The sequence below is a fragment of the Acidovorax sp. KPB24-07 genome, from assembly GCF_057543315.1.
The window spans coordinates 1-16,286 of the sequence record NZ_BAAJYS010000071.1 but is presented as its reverse complement, the minus strand read 5'-3'; the positions used below and the strand labels follow the sequence as shown (position 1 = coordinate 16,286).

Sequence of the window (16,286 nt, the reverse complement as noted above, 5' to 3'; positions counted from 1 at the left end):
CGCTGCGGTGGCGGGCAACGGGACGGGCGCCGCTCCCGTGCCTTCCGTCTCGCCCATGCAGGACTACCTGCCCACGCAACTGGCCGTGCGGGCCCGTCAGGTGGACTTCCAGGGCCGCACGCTGCACGGCGTGGTCATGGGCGGCTCGCGCGAGGGCAGCACCTGGCGCACCAACGTGGACGCCCAGGAGCTGAACGGCTACGTGGAGTTTCGCCAGGGCGCGGGCAGCGGGCCCGATGCGGGCTCCGGCCGGGTGTTCGCCCGCCTGTCGCGCCTGGCGGTCCCGCAGAGCGATGCCAAGGAGGTGGATGAACTGCTGGCCGAAGAACCGGCCGCCGGCGCCGGCACGCTGCCGTCGCTGGACATCGTGGTGGACGATTTCGTGCTGCGTGGGCGCCGCCTGGGCCGCATCGAGATCGAGGCGCAGAACCGCGGCGGCGACGGCGCTCCGCGCGAGTGGCGGCTGTCCAAGTTCAACATCGTCACGCCCGAGGCCACGCTCACGGCCAACGGCAACTGGGCGCTGCTGGGCAGCGACGGCGCCGCCGATGCGCGTCGCCGCACGGTGATGAACTTCAAGCTCGACATCCGCGACTCGGGCGATCTGCTCACGCGTTTCGGCATGGCCGACGTGGTGCGCCGCGGCAAGGGCCGCATGGAGGGGCAGGTCGCCTGGATGGGTGCGCCGCTCACGCCGGACTACCGCACCATGTCGGGCCAGATGAACGTCAACGTCGAATCGGGCCAGTTCCTCAAGGCCGATCCGGGCCTGGCCAAGCTGCTGGGCGTGCTCAGCCTGCAGTCGCTGCCGCGCCGGCTCACGCTCGACTTCCGCGACGTGTTCAGCGAAGGCTTCGCGTTCGACTTCGTGCGCGGCGACGTGCGCATGGAGCAGGGCGTGGCCACCACCAACAACCTGCAGATGAAGGGCGTGAACGCCGCCGTGCTGATGGAAGGCAGCGCCGACCTGGACCGCGAGACGCAGGACCTGCACGTGGTCGTGGTGCCCGAGATCAACGCCATGACGGCCTCCCTGGTGGCCACTGCCATCAATCCGGTGGTCGGCCTGGGCAGCTTTCTCGCGCAGGTCTTTCTGCGCGGGCCGCTCATCCAGGCGGCCACGCAGGAGTTCCGCATCGACGGCACCTGGACCGATCCGCGCATCGAGCGCGTGCCCCGGCGCAAGCTGGGCAGCGCCGACCCCGCCGTCCGGCCGCCCACGGCCGAGTCCCCCACCGGAGACAAATCATGATGAAAGCCGCCGCATTGCAAATGGTGTCGGGCCTGCACGTGCCCGGCAATCTCGAGCAGGCCCGCCACCTGCTGGAGCAGGCCGCCGCCGAAGGCGCCGAGCTGGCCGTGCTGCCCGAGTATTTTTGCGCCATGGGCGCGCGCGACACCGACAAGCTCGCGCTGCGCGAGCCCTACGGCGAAGGCCCCATCCAGCGCTTTCTGGCCCAGGCGGCCCGGGAGCTGGGCCTGTGGGTGGTGGGCGGCACGCTGCCGCTGCAGTGCGAAAGCCCGCACCAGGTGCGCAACACCTCGCTGGTGTTTTCGCCCCAGGGCGAGTGCGTGGCCCGCTACGACAAGATCCACCTGTTTCGCTTCGACAACGGGCGCGAGCGCTTCGACGAGGCCGCGGTGATCGAGGCGGGCAACACACCCGTGCGCTTCGAGCTGACCGCGCGCGACGGCACCCGTTGGCGCGTGGGCCTGTCCGTCTGCTACGACCTGCGTTTTCCCGAGCTGTACCGCCAGCATGCGCGGGCCGGGGCCGACCTGCTGCTGGTGCCCAGCGCCTTCACCCACACCACGGGCGAGGCCCATTGGGAGTTGCTGCTGCGCGCCCGCGCGGTGGAGAACCTCGCCTATGTGCTGGCGCCGGCGCAGGGCGGCCTGCACGAGAACGGCCGCCGCACCTGGGGCCACAGCATGGTGGTCGATCCGTGGGGCGCCGTGCAGGCGCAGGTGGCCGAAGGCCCGGGCGTGGCCCTGGGCGTGCTCGATGCGGTGCGGCTGCAGCAGGTGCGCCAGCAGCTGCCGGCGCTGGACCACTGCATCCTGTGACCGAGGGCGAGCCGTTCCTGTGGCCCTGGCACCGCTGGCGCAGCGCATGGAAGCGCTGGTCGCTGTGGGCCCTGCTCGTGCTGCTGGTGGCGGGCATGCTGGTCACCCAGGTGTGGCTGGCCGGCCGCTACGAGGCGAGCGAGGTGCAGAACCGCCTGGACCGCGACGCCGCCGATGCCGTGGCCGACATCCGCCAGGGCTTCGCCCACAACCTGCAGAACCTGCAGGCGCTGCACGTGGGCACACCGGACCTGGCGAGCTGGGAGTCGCGCGCGGCGGCCTTGCTGAGCGTGCGCCGCGAACTCGTGCGGCTGGAATGGCGCAGCCCCACGCTGGAAGTGCGGGCCCATGTCGAGACCCCGTACCGCCCGGTGCAGTGGGACGCCGAGATGCGCAGCGGCATGCATTCCAACATCGCGCTGGCGTGCGCCAACGCGCGCCGCGTGTCGGGGCCGTCGTACTCCGGCAGCTACTTCCAGCCCCAGGGCGATGGCCGCGGCTCCGAAATGATGGAGCTGTGCCTGCCCCTCATGCAGGATGGCCGCAACGAAGGCTTCGTGGTGGCCACCTACTCGCTGCACAACGTGCTGATCGACCTGGTGGTGCCCAGCCTCAAGCGCGGGCAGGAGGTGTCGTTCACCGAAGCCGATGGCACCCGCCTGGCCATGGTGGGGGCCAGCCGGCGCGGCACGCGCCTGTTCAGCGCGCAGCAGCTGTTCGACCTGCCGGGCGCCACGCTGGTCCTGCGCATGGACAGCTGGCACAGCGCGCCCAGCGTGTTCCCCAATGTGCTCACCGCGCTGGTGACCGCCATGTCGATCGCGCTGGTCACCGTGCTGGTGGTGCTGGTGCGCGACAACCGGCGCCGGCTGCGCGCCGAGCGCGACCTGGGCGACGCGCTGGCGTTCCGCAAGGCCATGGAGGACTCCCTGGTGACCGGGCTGCGCGCGCGGGACCTGCAGGGGCGCATCACCTATGTGAACCCGGCCTTCTGCGAGATGGTGGGCTTCACCGCGCAGGAGTTGCTTGGCCAGAGCGCCCCGGTGCCCTACTGGCCGCCCGAGTTCGCCGACGAGTACCGCCAGCGCCAGGCGATCCGCCTGTCCAGCCTGCACCCGCCGCCGCGCGAGGGCTACGAATCCACCTTCATGCGCAAGGACGGCGTGCGGTTTCCGGTGCTCATCTTCGAGGCGCCGCTCATCAACGCGCAGGGCCTGCACACCGGCTGGATGAGCGCGTTCCTGGACGTGAGCGAGCAGCGCCGCGTCGAGGAAATGTCCCGCGCCTCGCAGGAGCGCCTGCAGGCCACCGCGCGGCTGGCCACCGTGGGCGAGATGGCATCGCTGCTGAGCCATGAGCTGAACCAGCCGCTGGCCGCCATCTCCAGCTACGCCTCGGGCTCGCTCAACCTGCTGCCGCCGGGCGGCGGGCCGCCGCAGGAGCCGCTGCACGACGTGCACGTGGCGCTGCAGCGCATCGCGCAGCAGGCCGAGCGCGCGGGCCGCGTGATCCGCAGCGTGCACGACTTCGTGCGGCGGCGCGACCAGTCGCGCGAGGTGGTCTCGGTGCACGACCTGCTGGAGGCCGTGATGCCGCTGATCCGCCTGCAGGCGCGCAAGCTCGAAGTCTTCGTGAAGATCTCGGTGGACGCCGACCTGCCCCCGGTGCTGTGCGACCGGACCATGGTCGAGCAGGTGCTGCTGAACCTGGCGCGCAATTCCATGCAGGCCATGGACGACCCCGCCACGCCCCAGCGCATCCTGGAGCTGCGCGTGCGCCGCGCCGCATCGAATGCGCACAATGCCTGGCTGGAGTTCATGGTCATCGACCGGGGCTGCGGCATCGCGCAGGACGTGGGCGAGAAACTCTTCACCCCCTTCTTCACCACGCGGCCCGAGGGGATGGGCCTCGGCCTGAGCCTGTGCCGCACCGTGGTCGAGCAGCACGGCGGCTTCCTGGGCCACGCGCCCAACGAGCCCCGTGGTACGGTATTCACTTTCACCCTGCCTGCTGCCAGCGCGGACAGCAGCCACCCCTGATGGAACCCGTCTCCAACGCCACCGTTTACATCGTCGACGACGACTCGGGCGTGCGCGAAGCGCTCGCCTGGCTGCTGCGATCGCGCCGCCTGCCCAGCGAGTCCTTCGACAGCGCCGAAGCCTTCGAAGCCATGCTCGACGAGCGTCCGCCCGCGCGCCAGCCCTGCTGCCTGCTGCTGGACGTGCGCATGCCGGGCATGAGCGGCCTGGCGCTGTTCGACCGGCTGGCCGAGCGCCGCCTGATCGATGCGATGCCGGTGATCTTCCTCACCGGCCATGCCGACGTGCCCACCGCCGTGGCCACCGTCAAGCGCGGGGCCTTCGACTTCTGCGAGAAGCCGTTTTCCGACAACCTGCTGGTGGACCGCATCGAGCAGGCCCTGGCCCAGTCCGCGCAGCACATGGAGCAGGTGCGCCAGCACAGCGACCTGCAGGTGCGGCTGTCGGAGTTGACGGAGCGCGAGCGCGACGTGATGCGCCTGGTGGTCGAGGGGCTGCCCAACAAGCTCATCGCCGACCAGCTGGACATCAGCGTGCGCACGGTGGAAGTGCACCGCGCGCGCGTGTTCGACAAGATGCAGGTCAAGTCGGCGGTGGAACTGGCCAACCTGCTGCGCGCCGCGCACTGAATGAACGCCACAGGGCGCCGAAGCGCCCTGTGAAAGCCACTCCCGCCGCGGTGCACGGGCGGGGCGGCAGTGGGGCCGGCCGGCGGTCAGCCCGGCTGGCGCTCGCCCACGAAGATTTCCACCCGGCGATTGCGCGCGCGGCCGTCGTTCGTGTCGTTGGTGGCGATCGGCTGGTGCGAGCCGCGGCCCTCGACCTGGATGCGTCCGCCGTTCACGCCCCGCGTCGTCAGGAAGTTGCGGGTGCTGGCCGCGCGGTCCATCGACAGGGGGTTGTTGATGGCATCGCTGCCGGTGGAGTCCGTGTGGCCCACGATGCGCACTTCGGTGTTGGGGTTGTTGCGAAGCCCCTCGGCGAAGCGCTCCAGCACGGGGGCGAAGTTGGACTGGATGTCCGAGCGGTTCGTGGCGAACGAGATGTCGCTCGGAATGTCGAGCTTGAGCTGGTTGTCGGCGGTCTGCGTCACCACCACGCCCGTGCCCTGGGTGACCTGCTGCATCTCGCGCTTTTGCCGCTCCATGTGCTGCGACCAGATGTAGGTGCCCAAGGCCCCCACACCCGCCCCGACGACGGCCCCCGTGCCCGCCCGGCCGCCGGTGGCGGAGCCGATGACCGCCCCGGCCACCGCGCCGACGCCAGCACCCGTCGCGGTGCGCCGCTGGGTATCGTCCATGTTGGCACAGCCGCTCACGAGCAGAACGGCGGCAGTGGCGCCGATGAGAATCTTGTTGCGCATGGGATCTTCCTTTCCTGGTTGTTCTGCTGACGCCGGCCGTGGTGATGGCCTTGCGAACCGCACGCTTCGTGCACGCGACGTCAGGGACTTTGAGGACGCCCATTGTTCGCCGGTGCCTGGCTGATCCGGGTAGGACCAGTTCGTCAACTGGATCGGGCCTGGCGGCTGGCGCAGGGAACCTCGGCATTCATCAGGCGTCGGCCTGGGGGGATGTGCTTTTGATGGCCCATTGGGCGAAGCGGTCGGATCGAGCCACCAACACGATCCCGAGCAAAAGGCCCACCCCGCTGGAGAAAAGATCTGCCTTGGCTTCCAGCGCCAGCCCATCGAAAAAAGAGCGGCTTCCTCCCATCAGCAGGGCCTGGAAGAAGAACCAGACGACATTGAGCAATCCCTGTGCAAAGAACCAAAGGCCGATCAAGGCACAGCCCACACGGGCGGCCTCTGCGGGTTGGAGGCGGACGTGGTTTTCAAACCGTGTTCTTGGAAGCAGCAGATGGGCGGTCCACAGGGGAAAGATCCAAAGCAGTACGGCAGCGGCTAGGTACAGCGCAGCCACCACCCAGGTTTCCACGGAGGGGTTGTCGAGCGGCATCCCTTTCAGGATGGGCAGGAGTGCCAGGTACCGGACGGCAGTCACACCGAGCCATAGCGCGAAAATGCGCAGGCCCACGCCAAGCATTTGCTGGGGAGTCATCGATGGTCTTTCTGGGAGAGGGAGCAGAGGTGGTGCGCCGCGAATGCTTTACTTCGGCGTGCCGTCGTCCTCTTTCTTGGGTGTTGGCGTAGCGTCCTGGGGCGGCGGCTCCCCCCCCTTGCGCCCCGAGAACATCGTCCACCACACAATGGCGACGAGAACGACCAGCGCCAGCAATGCTTCAAGCAAAATCAGCCCCATGAAATTCCGTCTCCTGCGCCTTGTGACAACGGCGCTGATTGTAGGAACCCTGGTGGCCTGCTCCACCACGCCCCTGCCGCCTTCCACGCCTTTGCCTCCCGGTGCCTCGCTGCCACCGGGCGTGCCGGGTGCCCCCCTGCCGCCCGAACCGCCCGGGCCGCTGCCGCCCCCGATGGCGCAGCCGAAAAGCCGCTGGATACCGGTGCATTGGGCGGAATTGCCCGGTTTTGCCGAAGATTCCCTGCACGAAGCCTGGAACGCCTGGATCAAGAACTGCGAGCGTCCCGCGCCGGCCTTCGCGCCGCTGTGCGGCGAGGTGCGCCGCCTGTCCATCGCCAGCGCCGACGAGCAGCGTGCCTGGATGGTGGCGCGGCTGCAGCCCTACCGCATCGAGGCCGCCGACGGCGCGGTGGACGGCATGCTCACCGGCTACTACGAGCCCTATCTGGACGCGGCGCGCCAGCCCGGCAACGGCTTCAACGTGCCGCTGTACCGGCTGCCCGCAGGGTACGGCGCGCGCAAGCCCTGGTACACACGCCAGCAGATCGACACGCTGCCCGAAGCGCAGGCGGCGCTGGCCGGCCGGGTCATCGCGTGGGTGCGCGATCCGGTCGAGGCGCTGGTGGTGCACATCCAGGGCTCGGGCCGGCTGCGGGTGCAGGAGGCCGATGGATCGGTGACGCTGCTGCGCGTGGCGTTCGCCGGCACCAACGACCAGCCCTACCAGAGCGTGGGCCGGTGGCTGCTCGACCAGGGCCTGGTGCGCGATGCGACCTGGCCCGGCATCCGCGCCTGGACGCTGCAGAACCCGCAGCGCGTGCAGGAGATGCTGTGGGCCAATCCGCGCTATGTGTTCTTCCGCGAGGAGCCGCTCAACGCCATGGATGCCGGCTTCGGGCCCAAGGGCGCGCAGGGCGTGGCCCTCACGCCCGGCCGCTCGATCGCGGTGGACCGCCAGAGCATTCCCTACGGCACGCCGGTGTGGCTGGCCTCCACCGGCCCGCAGGTGCAGTTGCAGCGCCTGGTGATGGCGCAGGACACGGGCTCGGCCATCGTGGGCGCGGTGCGGGCCGATTACTTCGCGGGCTGGGGCCCGGAGGCGGGCGAACTGGCGGGGCGGCTCAAGCAGGGCCTGCGGCTCTGGGCGCTGTGGCCGCGCTGACACCCGCGCGTTCACGACGTTTCAGCACGTTTCAGCCGGCTTCCCTGCGGCCGGCCGGGAAGGCCCTCCACAATGGGACGTGACAGTCCCTTCGTGGCCTGGCCAGGATGGTGGCCTCACCTCACTCAACTCCCAAGGAGAACCGCATGACCGCTGACCGATGGCTGCGCACTGCCGCGCATGGCACCCTTCCTTTGCTGGCCGCCCTGCTGGGCGCCTGTGCGCCCCTGGGCACGACGCACGCCCAGGCTCCTGCGGGGCCGGACCTGCGCGCCGACACCGCGGCCCGCTTCCTGGCCTTCGCCCCGGCCAGGAACCCGGAACCCGCGATGACCGACGCCCCCGCGCTGGCCTTCGGCGTGCGGGTTCCCGGCACGTCCGCCGCGGCGCCGTTCACCATGACGATGGACACCGGCTCGACCGGCGTCGTCGTCTCGGCCACCGACCTGCCCGGTTTTTCCGCGCAGGAGGCCGAGTCGGGCGTGAAGGGGTGGGAGTTCCTGTCCAGCAGCAAGCGGCTGTGGATCGGCCGCTGGGTGCCGCGGGAACTGGTCTTTCGCGATCCCGCCGGGGGCGAGGTGGTGGCGCGCGTGCCCGTGCTGGCGGTGCAGGAGGAGATCATCTGCCCCGGCTGGAGCGAAAAGGCCAACGTGCCCACCTGCGAAAAGCCCGAGAAGACCACCGCCCAGCCGCGCGGCATCGCCTACATGGGCGTGGGCTTCGGGCGCGAGCACGACGGCCAGCCGCAAGGTACGCCGGACAAGAACCCGCTGCTGAACATCGTCTCCATCGACGGCCAGCCCGTGGCGCCCGGCAGCATGCGCGGCGGTTTCATCGTGACGGCCAAGGGCGTGCACGTGGGCCTCACGCGCGCCAACACCGCGGGCTTTTCGTACGTGAAGCTCCAGGGCCGAAGCCTGAACGCCGCGGGCCAGCCGGCCTCCAGCGACCCGCGCGACTGGCCCCAGGCGAGCATGGCCGTGTCGGTCAACGGCGCGGCCTCGCAGACGGGCGCGGTGCTGGTCGATACCGGCATTGCCCAGATGTACCTCACGGTGTCCAACCCGTCGGCATTGCCGACCACGGCCATTCCCAACCCGAGCCGCAAGGGCGCCATGGCCACGGGGCTGGTGGCCGGCACGTCGGTGCAGGTGTCGTTCCCCGACGATGCCGCGCCCGTGGCGCAGTACACCTTCCAGGTGGGAACGCCCCAGGCCCCCACGGCGGTGATCGTCACCCGGCCCTCGGCGCAGGCGTTCGTCAACACCGGCCGGCACCTGCTGCGCCAGCATGACGTGCTGTTCGATGCCGATGGCGGCTGGTTCGGGCTGCGCCGCAGCCAGTAACGTGGCGATGCCGGGTTCAAGCCTGGCGCGGACCGGTGCCAGTGGCGGCACGCTGCATGTCGAATCGCAGCGGAAAGTCGGTCAGTTGGCGGCCCGATGCATCCCGGACCTCGTAACGGACGTTGGGATTGCCGCTGAATGGCACATCCCAGCGGTCGCCAGCGTACTTCACACCGTCCCTGATGACATCATCGGGAGCGCGGAGCCTCTGGGCTTTGAACTGCTCCACGATCGGCAATCGATTGTCGATCAGGGCTTGTTGCCGCAGTGCCTCGATGTCCAGCGCTGCGGCCTGCGTGCCCGCAGGCTTGGTGTGGGCGACGCCACCACCTGACGCACCCAGCAACTTGCGGTGCATGGGAAGTGCGTCCCGCACGAGGGTGGGTGAGGCAAAGGTGGCCCATGGGTCCACGACGATATCCTGCTCGGATTTCTGCCCCCGGATCACGACGAACACGTGATTTCCCTTCGGCCTCCCATCCACGATGTCGATTCTGGCGTTCTTGAGGGCGGGATTCTGCGAAAGCAGTTGATAGGTCAGACCGGCGTGTTCATCACAGTTGCCACTTTGATATTGAATGGCGTTGGTCGCACGGATGGTGGGATTTTTGGTATTGGAATGCGAGAGGGTCGACCGCAGGACGCTGTCTCCAGCAGTGGCCGCGATGTCTTTGATCTGGTTGCCGGCACCGTCGGGCATCAGCGCTTTGACCAGGTCGATGGCCTCCCGTGCTGCGGCCAGGTGCGCGGCAGTTTCAGGCGATATCGACCGCAGTTGGTGCTTCATATCGGGCATCTGCGTTTTGACGCCAGGATGCGTCGTGGACAGCGCATTGGCTTGGCTCAACTGGTCTGGTGACAGCTCAATGAATTGGTCGGAGCGCAACAGTCCCGGGAGCAGTTCCTTTGCTGGAACCAGGACGGTGTTCTGGGCATCATCGAACGTGATGTAGGTATCGAGCCGATGAGGTTCTGATGAAAGAGGCGACGCGTTATCGACTTGCTTGAGCAACGGGGTCGCGCTGTCAAGCAGCCGTCTCCTGGCGGCTTTCGCCTCGGAGATATGGCTGTCGAGCCATGTTCTGGGCTCAGGCTCTGGCACTTTGCTGGATGAACCCCACCCCATGAATCCCCGCATGGTGCCGAGCATGGAGGAGTGCGACGACGAAGGCGGCCTGGACGGCAGGTGGTCGCTGCGGGGCCGGATGCCGCCACCGGCACTGGGATGGCGCGGGCTCCCGCCTGCCAGGGCGTGGGGTGCATTCCCGCTGGACGACGCGCCGCGCTGCGACGTCTTGGGTGGGGCCTCTTCCTGCGCAGTCGCGCCTCGGGGGCTCTTGGCGTGGGAAAGGTGGTTGAGCTTCATGGATCTCTTCCCTTGGCGATCCTGCCACCCACCGTCAGGCGGCAGTTTGCCAGTGAGGCCAGGATAAAGCGGGCGCCAGCAAGCGAAACCGTGCCCACCGAAGCATTGCAAGGGCGTGCGAACCGATTCGCCCGGGCTTGCAGTGGCCTGCGGGGTGCGGCACGGCCCGAAGGATCGTGTAGCCTGCTCTTCCCATCAAAACTCTCGCCAGGCAAGGAGATCCCATGCCCATTCCGCTTCGCGCAGCGATCGCCTGCGCCGCCGCGCTGCTCGCCTGCGGTGCCGTACCCGCGCAGACGACGCCGTTGCCCGCCACCGCAGCGGCCACCGCCGGCCCCTCGCTGCGCCCGGGCACCGAATCGCGCTTCATCCGCCTGCATTCCCCGCCGGGAGAGGGCTGGTCTTCCCCCATGACGGATGCGCCGCGGCTGCGGTTCGAAGTCCGCATGCCGCCGGACACCGGCGTGCTCGCGCCCCCCCGGCCCTTCATCGTCACCCTGGACACGGGCTCCACCGGCGTGGTGATTTCCGCGGTCGATCTGCCCGGTTATTCGCGCAACGAGGAAGTGCGCCAGGCCAACGAAGGCTGGGAATACCGCTCCAGCAGCCGGCAGCTGTTGATCGGCCACTGGGTGGTGCGCGACGTGGTGCTCAACAGCGGCTGGAACGAAGTGATTGCCCGGGTGCCCGTGCTCGCGGTCGAAAAGGAAATCATCTGCCCGCGCTGGGACGAGAAAGCCAACCGGCCGGACTGCGAAAATCCCACGGACACCACGGAAAGCCCGGGCGGCATCGCCTACATGGGCGTGGGCTTCGGGCGCGAGCACGATGGCCAGCCGCAGGGCACGCCCGACAAGAATCCGCTGATCAACATCGCCGAGATCGACGGCAGCCCCGTCGCCCGGGGCGCGGTGCACGGGGGCTACGTCGTGACCAAGCACGCGATATACGTGGGCCTCACGCCCGACCAGGCCAAGGGGTTTCGGTTCATGAAGCTGCAGCCTGGCAGCCTGCTCGCGAATGGCCAGCCGGCCTCCAGCGATCCCCGTGACTGGCAGCAGGCCACCGTGGCCGTGTCGGTGGACGGCGGCGCGCCCGAAACCGGTCCCGTGCTGGTGGACACCGGCATCGCGCAGATGTACCTCACGGCCGCCGACCCGTCGGCGCTGCCCACGGCGCAGATTGCCGACCCCACCCGCCGGGGCCGGCCGGTGACGGGCTTGAAAAACGGCACTCGGGTGCAGGTGATGTTCCCCGACGCGCAGGCGCCCGTGGCGCAGTACGATTTCCGAGTGGGGGATACGGACGCGCCCCAGTCCGTGTTCGTGAACGCGCCGGGCCGCTTCAACTTCGTGGGCCGCCCCGCCTTCATGAACACCGGGCGCTACCTGTTGAAGCAGTTCGACCTGCTCTACGACGCCGAGGGCGGATGGTTCGGCCTGCGGCCCTCGCGGCGGTGAGCGCCTGGAGGGCGCGCGAGCGTTGCGTCCTCAGCGCTCCAGCGGTTGGCGCAGTCCGGTGCGCTGCATGTCGAATCGCAGCGGAAAATCAGTCAGCTGTTGGCCGGATTCATCCTGGACCTCGTAGCGGACGTTGGGGTTGCCGCTGAACGGCACATCCCAGAGGCTTTTGCCATGGCCCAGATAAATGGCGAGCCCCAATTCGCGATCAAAGCCCATCGCATGAAGGTACTGCTCGGAGAGCGGCGGATTTTCTTCGACCGTTCCTTGTTCCCTCAGTGCTTCATCGATATCCAGCGTTGGTGGTGAAACGGTGCCGGCGGGCTTCGTATGCCTGATGCCCTCCTGCCCTGCGTTGAGCAGGTCCCGGTGCATGGGAAGTGCGTCGACGACGAATGTCGGCGTGGCGAAGGGGGCCCAGGGGTCGACCACGATGTCCTGCTCGGGCGTCTGACCGCGGATCACGGCGAATACGTGATCGTGTCCCCCACCGGCACCATCGTGAACCATGTCGATCCTTGAGTTCTGGAGATCCGGGTTCTGTGAAAGAAGCTGAAAAGCCAGGCTTGCCTGGGCATTGCAGTTGCCGGCCTGGTACTTGATGGCGGCGCTCGCGCAGGTCGCGGGATCGCCCTTCCCCCGATATGCCATCGTTGAGCGAAAGCAGCTTTCTGCCCCAGTGGCAGCGATGTCCTTGATCTGATTGCCCGCGCCTGCGGGAAGAAGCGCCTTGACCAGATCGATCGCCTCCCGAGCCAAGGCCAGGTGGGTGGCCGCTGCGGGCGATATCACGCGCAATCGGGGCTCCATGTCGGGCATCAGGGGGGTGACGCCAGGGTACGTTGTGGAAAGCACATTGGCTTGTGTCAGCCGTTGCGATGAAAGCTCGATGAATCGATCGGCGCGCAAGAGTCCGGGGTGCAGTTCCTTCGCGGGAACCACAACGGTGTGCTGGGCCGGGCCCTCCCCGGTGATGTAGGTATCGAGCGGGCAAGGCGTTTCTGGACATCGGAGCGTGCCGTGGACCTGCTGCAGCCCGGTTGCGCTGTCGAGCAGGCGGCTTCTGGCGGCCTTTGCCTCGGAGGCACTGCTGTCGAGCCATGCACCGGGCTCGGGCGGTGGCGCGATGCCGGATGAGCCCGTTTCCACCGGGCCGGGCCCGCGCGACGGCGATTGGGTGGGGGAAATGGGCATCCCGCTGTCGCTGCGCGGGCGGATGCCGGCGCCGGGATTTGAAAGGCGTGAGACCCGGGCTGCCAGGCCCTGGGGTGCATGCCCGGCGGACGGTGCACTGCGCCGTGCTGCAGCGGCTGGGGGCTCTTTTTGTGCCGTCGGGGTTCTTCGGCTATCGGCGCCGGTGAGAGGGCTTGGCTTCATGGATATCTCTGCTTGGCAGTTCGTCTGGCGGATCAAAGCCACTGAATGGAGCTTTGCAACGGCGGTCATCGCGTTCGCGCTGGCGTCTCACTGCCGGACTCCCGTTCCGCCGGTGCCCGCTGCATATCGAACCGGATCGGAAAATCAGTGAGCGCACGCCCGGAGGGATCTCTGACTTCATACCGGACGTTGGGATTGCCGCTGAAAGGCACATCCCAGAGATTCTCTTTTTCGATCAGAACTTGTGTGATCGCAGCGTCAGGTTCATGGTGGGCATGAAGCCGAAACGCCTCGGAAAGCGACGAGTATTTTTCGATCGCACTTTGCCATTGGCTGTGCCGTTTCAGCGCCTGTTCGATGTCCATTGCGGGTGCAACGGTGCCAGCGGGTTTGGAGACCCTGATCTTTCCGCGCTCAGCGTCCAGCAGGGTCCGGTGCATGGGAAGCGCGTCTTGAACGAACGTTGGCGATGCAAAGGGGGCCCAGGCGTCCACGACGATGTCCTCCTCGGGCCTATCTCCTCGAATCACGGCGAACACGTGCGCGACGTTTTGACTGACCTCGACGATATCGATCTGGTAGTCCTTGAGCGCAGGATTCTGTGCAAGCAGGTGGAAGGCCAGGCTCGCATGGCCGTCGCAGTCGCCCCCCTGGAATTGGATGATGGAGTGCGCAAGATCTGCGACGCCGCGATGGTATTTAAACGACAGGCAGGAGCGAAGATGGCTATCCCCTGCCGTTGCCAGCAAATCCTTGACCTGATTGCCGGCTCCGCTGGGAACAAGGGCTTTGACGAGATCGATCACTTCCCGTGCCGATGCCAGGCTGGCCGCTACGGCCGGCGAGATCACATGCAATCGCGGCTGCATGTCCGGCATCTGTGTGGCGATGCCAGGATGCGTGGTGGACAGGGCGTTGGCTCGGTCCAGTTGCCCGGGTGAAAGTTCGATGATCTTGTCGGAGCGCAAGAGCCCCGGGATCAACGCCTTGGCGGGAGCCAGAATGGCGTTTTGTGCCTGGCCGTCGGAGGTCAGGTACGTGTCAAGCTGGTAAGGCTGCGCAGCCAGGGGTGACGCGATGTGGAAAAGCTTGAGCAATGGGATCGCGCCGTCAAGCAGGCGTCTTCTTGCGGCGCTCGCTTCGGTGGCATTGGCGTTCAGCCAGGCTTTTGGGTCGGCCTCGATCGCGATCGGGTTGCGGGACGCACGGGCTTTCATCGCGCCGAGCACCGGGGATCGCGATGCAACCGGCGGCATCGGCAATGGATTGCTGCTGCGTGGGCGGATGTCTGCCCCGGCGTTTGAAAGGCGTGGCCCCCCACCTGTCAGGCCTTGAGGCGCATGCGTGGCAGAAGACACAACGCGCCGCGCGCCACCGGGTGCGCGCATGCTTTTCTGCCCGCCTGTGGTTCTGCGATGGTCGGCACGGCTCAGTGTGCTCGACTTCATAAACGACTCCTTTATGGATCTACCTGAGCAGGCCCGAGGCGACCGTTTCAGCGTGGACCGAGGATAGGGAGCGCTTGCGTCGGCAACGGCTTGCGTGCCGAAGCCCTTTCACGGTGTGCGAACCGATCCGCTTCAGCGCTCCAGCTCGACCAGGTAGCGCGACACCACTGGCGGTGCCTCGCCCGTGTGGAAGGCCAGCTTGCGGTCGCGCAGCGCCACGTCGGAGCCGGTGACGCGGTCGAAGCGGCGCAGGTGCTCGGTCCACGATTCGTCCACGATGCGCTCCACATAGCGCGAAGGGTCGGCGATGTCGTGCTGCAGCTGCCAGTCGAGCGCGCCCTGGCGCAGGCGGCTGCGGCGGCTTTCCTGCATCAGCGCCCGGAATTCGGCCGCCCGCGCGGGGTCGATGTGGTATTCGATGGTGACCACCACATGGCCGCGTTCGGGCGTGGTGGGCGCCACCGGCAGCTTGAACGCGGTCGAAGGGCTCAGGTCTTCCTCCATGGTGCGGTCCACCACCCAGCGCTGCACCAGGGCCATGGCGGCGGTGCCGGTGAGCGCGGCCAGCGCCAGGCTCATGTGCACCGTGGTGAGCGAGGCCACCTGGCCCCACAGCGCCGCGCCCGCCGCGGTGGCGCCCATGATGGCCATCTGGTAGATCGACATGCCGCGCGCGCGAACCCAGTTGGGCAGCGCGAGCTGGGCCGACACGCTGAGCGAGTTGGCCGTGGTGATCCACGCCATGCCGCCCAGCACCATGGCGGGCACGGCCACGTACACGTTGGGCGCGATGGCGATCACGGCCGTGGAGGCGGCCTGCAGCAGCGCCCCGCGCGACACCAGCGTGTCGCGCGACATGGCCTGGCGCAGGCGCGGCAGGAACAGTGCCGCCGCGATGGCCCCGGCGCCCATAGAGGCCAGCAGCAGGGTGAAGGTGCCGGCGCCGCCGCCCTCCAGGTCGCGGGCCACCAGGGGCAGCAGCGCCAGCAGCGCGGTGGCGTGCAAAAAGAAAACCGAGATGCGCCACAGCACGGCGCGCATGCGGGGCGACTCGCGCACGAACTGCACGCCCACGCGCATGGCGCTCGTGAGCCGCTCGCGCCCCAGCGGGCTGGGCACGTGCGTGCGGCGCCAGCGCATGATGGTGAAGCCCGCCACCACCGACAGCAGCGCGTTGAGCACGAACACCCAGGCGCTGCCCACGCTGGCGATGATGGCGCCGGCCAGCAGCGGGCCGATGATGCGCGAGGCGTTCATGGCCACGCCGTTGAGCGCCAGGGCCGCCGGCAGCTGCTGGCGGCTGACCAGCTCCGGCACGATGGCCGCGAACACCGGCCAGCGCATCGCCAGGCCAATGCCGTTGGCGAAGGTCAGGGCGAGCAGCAGCGGCGCCGTCATGCCGCCCATCAGGATGGCCACGCACAGCACCAGCGCCACCACGGCCACCCAGAACTGCGTGGCGATGAAGTAGCGCCGCCGGTCCAGGATGTCGGCCAGCGCGCCGCTGGGCAGGCCCAGCAGGAACACGGGCAGGGTGGAGGCCGTCTGTACCAGCGCCACCAGCACGGGCGAGGTGGTGAGCGTGGTCATGAGCCACGCGGCCGCCACGTCGTTCATCCACATGCAGGTGTTGGCGGCCAGCCAGGTGAGCCAGAGCATGCGGAACACGGGCACCTGCAGCGGCGCGAACGGCGAGAGGCTGGCGCGCCGGGCGGCGTCCTGGTCCAGCTGCGCGGCCGCCGCGGCCTCGGCGGTGTGCG

The 16,286-nt window shown here is 68.3% G+C and carries 14 protein-coding genes; 7 read left to right on the top strand and 7 right to left on the bottom strand.

From position 1 onward, the window contains the following. The 4 genes from AC27IQ_RS10455 to AC27IQ_RS10440 form a co-directional block, all read left to right on the top strand. Positions 1-1,252, top strand: a 1,252-nt coding sequence (locus tag AC27IQ_RS10455) for a YhdP family phospholipid transporter (protein ID WP_487089411.1), incomplete at its 5' end; no start/stop codon positions are given. After that, complete coding sequence (locus AC27IQ_RS10450; protein WP_487089412.1) at positions 1,252-2,067, top strand: carbon-nitrogen hydrolase family protein; 816 nt, start codon at positions 1,252-1,254, stop codon at positions 2,065-2,067. The genes AC27IQ_RS10455 and AC27IQ_RS10450, both read left to right, overlap by 1 nt. Next, positions 2,064-4,106 carry a two-component system sensor histidine kinase NtrB gene (locus AC27IQ_RS10445; protein WP_284400727.1) on the top strand — a complete coding sequence of 681 codons (2,043 nt, stop codon included), beginning with the start codon at positions 2,064-2,066 and terminating at the stop codon, positions 4,104-4,106. The genes AC27IQ_RS10450 and AC27IQ_RS10445 overlap by 4 nt, the downstream gene beginning before the upstream one ends. Then, positions 4,106-4,735, top strand: a complete 630-nt coding sequence (locus AC27IQ_RS10440; RefSeq protein ID WP_272566580.1) for a response regulator transcription factor — start codon at positions 4,106-4,108, stop codon at positions 4,733-4,735. Before AC27IQ_RS10445 ends, AC27IQ_RS10440 begins: the two co-directional genes overlap by 1 nt. Positions 4,736-4,821: 86 nt before the next feature. On the opposite strand, the gene AC27IQ_RS10435 is transcribed toward AC27IQ_RS10440, so the two are convergent. The 3 genes from AC27IQ_RS10435 to AC27IQ_RS10425 all read right to left on the bottom strand — a co-directional run bounded on the left by AC27IQ_RS10435 (position 4,822) and on the right by AC27IQ_RS10425 (position 6,367). After that, on the bottom strand, positions 4,822-5,469 hold the full coding sequence (locus AC27IQ_RS10435; RefSeq protein ID WP_284430664.1) for a YiaD family glycine zipper/OmpA-like lipoprotein: 648 nt from the start codon (positions 5,467-5,469) through the stop codon (positions 4,822-4,824). Between the two features lie 190 nt (positions 5,470-5,659). Then, positions 5,660-6,166 carry a hypothetical protein gene (locus AC27IQ_RS10430; RefSeq protein ID WP_487089410.1) on the bottom strand — a complete coding sequence of 169 codons (507 nt, stop codon included), beginning with the start codon at positions 6,164-6,166 and terminating at the stop codon, positions 5,660-5,662. A gap of 48 nt (positions 6,167-6,214) precedes the next feature. Then, positions 6,215-6,367 carry a hypothetical protein gene (locus tag AC27IQ_RS10425; protein ID WP_487089409.1) on the bottom strand — a complete coding sequence of 51 codons (153 nt, stop codon included), beginning with the start codon at positions 6,365-6,367 and terminating at the stop codon, positions 6,215-6,217. Here AC27IQ_RS10425 and mltA point away from each other — a divergent pair. Next, positions 6,366-7,529 carry a murein transglycosylase A gene (gene mltA / locus AC27IQ_RS10420; RefSeq protein WP_487089408.1) on the top strand — a complete coding sequence of 388 codons (1,164 nt, stop codon included), beginning with the start codon at positions 6,366-6,368 and terminating at the stop codon, positions 7,527-7,529. The two genes, AC27IQ_RS10425 and mltA, sit on opposite strands and share 2 nt — an antisense overlap. A 146-nt stretch (positions 7,530-7,675) precedes the next feature. Continuing rightward, positions 7,676-8,875 carry a hypothetical protein gene (locus AC27IQ_RS10415; protein WP_487089407.1) on the top strand — a complete coding sequence of 400 codons (1,200 nt, stop codon included), beginning with the start codon at positions 7,676-7,678 and terminating at the stop codon, positions 8,873-8,875. A 16-nt stretch (positions 8,876-8,891) separates the two neighbouring features. On the opposite strand, the gene AC27IQ_RS10410 is transcribed toward AC27IQ_RS10415, so the two are convergent. Then, entirely contained in the window at positions 8,892-10,241 is a 1,350-nt protein-coding gene (locus AC27IQ_RS10410) for a hypothetical protein (RefSeq protein WP_487089406.1), read from the bottom strand. Positions 10,242-10,465: 224 nt separating this feature from the next. Between AC27IQ_RS10410 and AC27IQ_RS10405 the strand changes: the two genes are divergently transcribed. Next, on the top strand, positions 10,466-11,701 hold the full coding sequence (locus AC27IQ_RS10405) for a hypothetical protein (protein ID WP_487089405.1): 1,236 nt from the start codon (positions 10,466-10,468) through the stop codon (positions 11,699-11,701). Between the two features lie 30 nt (positions 11,702-11,731). On the opposite strand, the gene AC27IQ_RS10400 is transcribed toward AC27IQ_RS10405, so the two are convergent. The 3 genes from AC27IQ_RS10400 to AC27IQ_RS10390 all read right to left on the bottom strand — a co-directional run. Continuing rightward, the gene (locus AC27IQ_RS10400; RefSeq protein WP_487089404.1) at positions 11,732-12,895 is read right to left on the bottom strand and encodes a hypothetical protein; all 1,164 of its coding nucleotides are present in this window, start codon (positions 12,893-12,895) and stop codon (positions 11,732-11,734) included. Between the two features lie 248 nt (positions 12,896-13,143). Continuing rightward, the gene (locus AC27IQ_RS10395; protein WP_487089403.1) at positions 13,144-14,526 is read right to left on the bottom strand and encodes a hypothetical protein; all 1,383 of its coding nucleotides are present in this window, start codon (positions 14,524-14,526) and stop codon (positions 13,144-13,146) included. Between the two features lie 132 nt (positions 14,527-14,658). Next, a partial coding sequence (locus tag AC27IQ_RS10390) for an MFS transporter (RefSeq protein ID WP_487089402.1) occupies positions 14,659-16,286 on the bottom strand: 1,628 nt, incomplete at its 5' end.

Coding starts and splice junctions, on each gene's coding strand:
- AC27IQ_RS10425 (WP_487089409.1), bottom strand. CDS start 6,367: ATGGGGCTGATTTTGCTTGAAGCATTGCTGGCGCTGGTCGTTCTCGTC.
- AC27IQ_RS10435 (WP_284430664.1), bottom strand. CDS start 5,469: ATGCGCAACAAGATTCTCATCGGCGCCACTGCCGCCGTTCTGCTCGTG.
- AC27IQ_RS10400 (WP_487089404.1), bottom strand. CDS start 12,895: ATGCCCATTTCCCCCACCCAATCGCCGTCGCGCGGGCCCGGCCCGGTG.
- AC27IQ_RS10440 (WP_272566580.1), top strand. CDS start 4,106: ATGGAACCCGTCTCCAACGCCACCGTTTACATCGTCGACGACGACTCG.
- AC27IQ_RS10405 (WP_487089405.1), top strand. CDS start 10,466: ATGCCCATTCCGCTTCGCGCAGCGATCGCCTGCGCCGCCGCGCTGCTC.
- AC27IQ_RS10415 (WP_487089407.1), top strand. CDS start 7,676: ATGACCGCTGACCGATGGCTGCGCACTGCCGCGCATGGCACCCTTCCT.
- AC27IQ_RS10395 (WP_487089403.1), bottom strand. CDS start 14,526: ATGAAGTCGAGCACACTGAGCCGTGCCGACCATCGCAGAACCACAGGC.
- mltA (WP_487089408.1), top strand. CDS start 6,366: ATGAAATTCCGTCTCCTGCGCCTTGTGACAACGGCGCTGATTGTAGGA.
- AC27IQ_RS10430 (WP_487089410.1), bottom strand. CDS start 6,166: ATGACTCCCCAGCAAATGCTTGGCGTGGGCCTGCGCATTTTCGCGCTA.
- AC27IQ_RS10450 (WP_487089412.1), top strand. CDS start 1,252: ATGAAAGCCGCCGCATTGCAAATGGTGTCGGGCCTGCACGTGCCCGGC.
- AC27IQ_RS10410 (WP_487089406.1), bottom strand. CDS start 10,241: ATGAAGCTCAACCACCTTTCCCACGCCAAGAGCCCCCGAGGCGCGACT.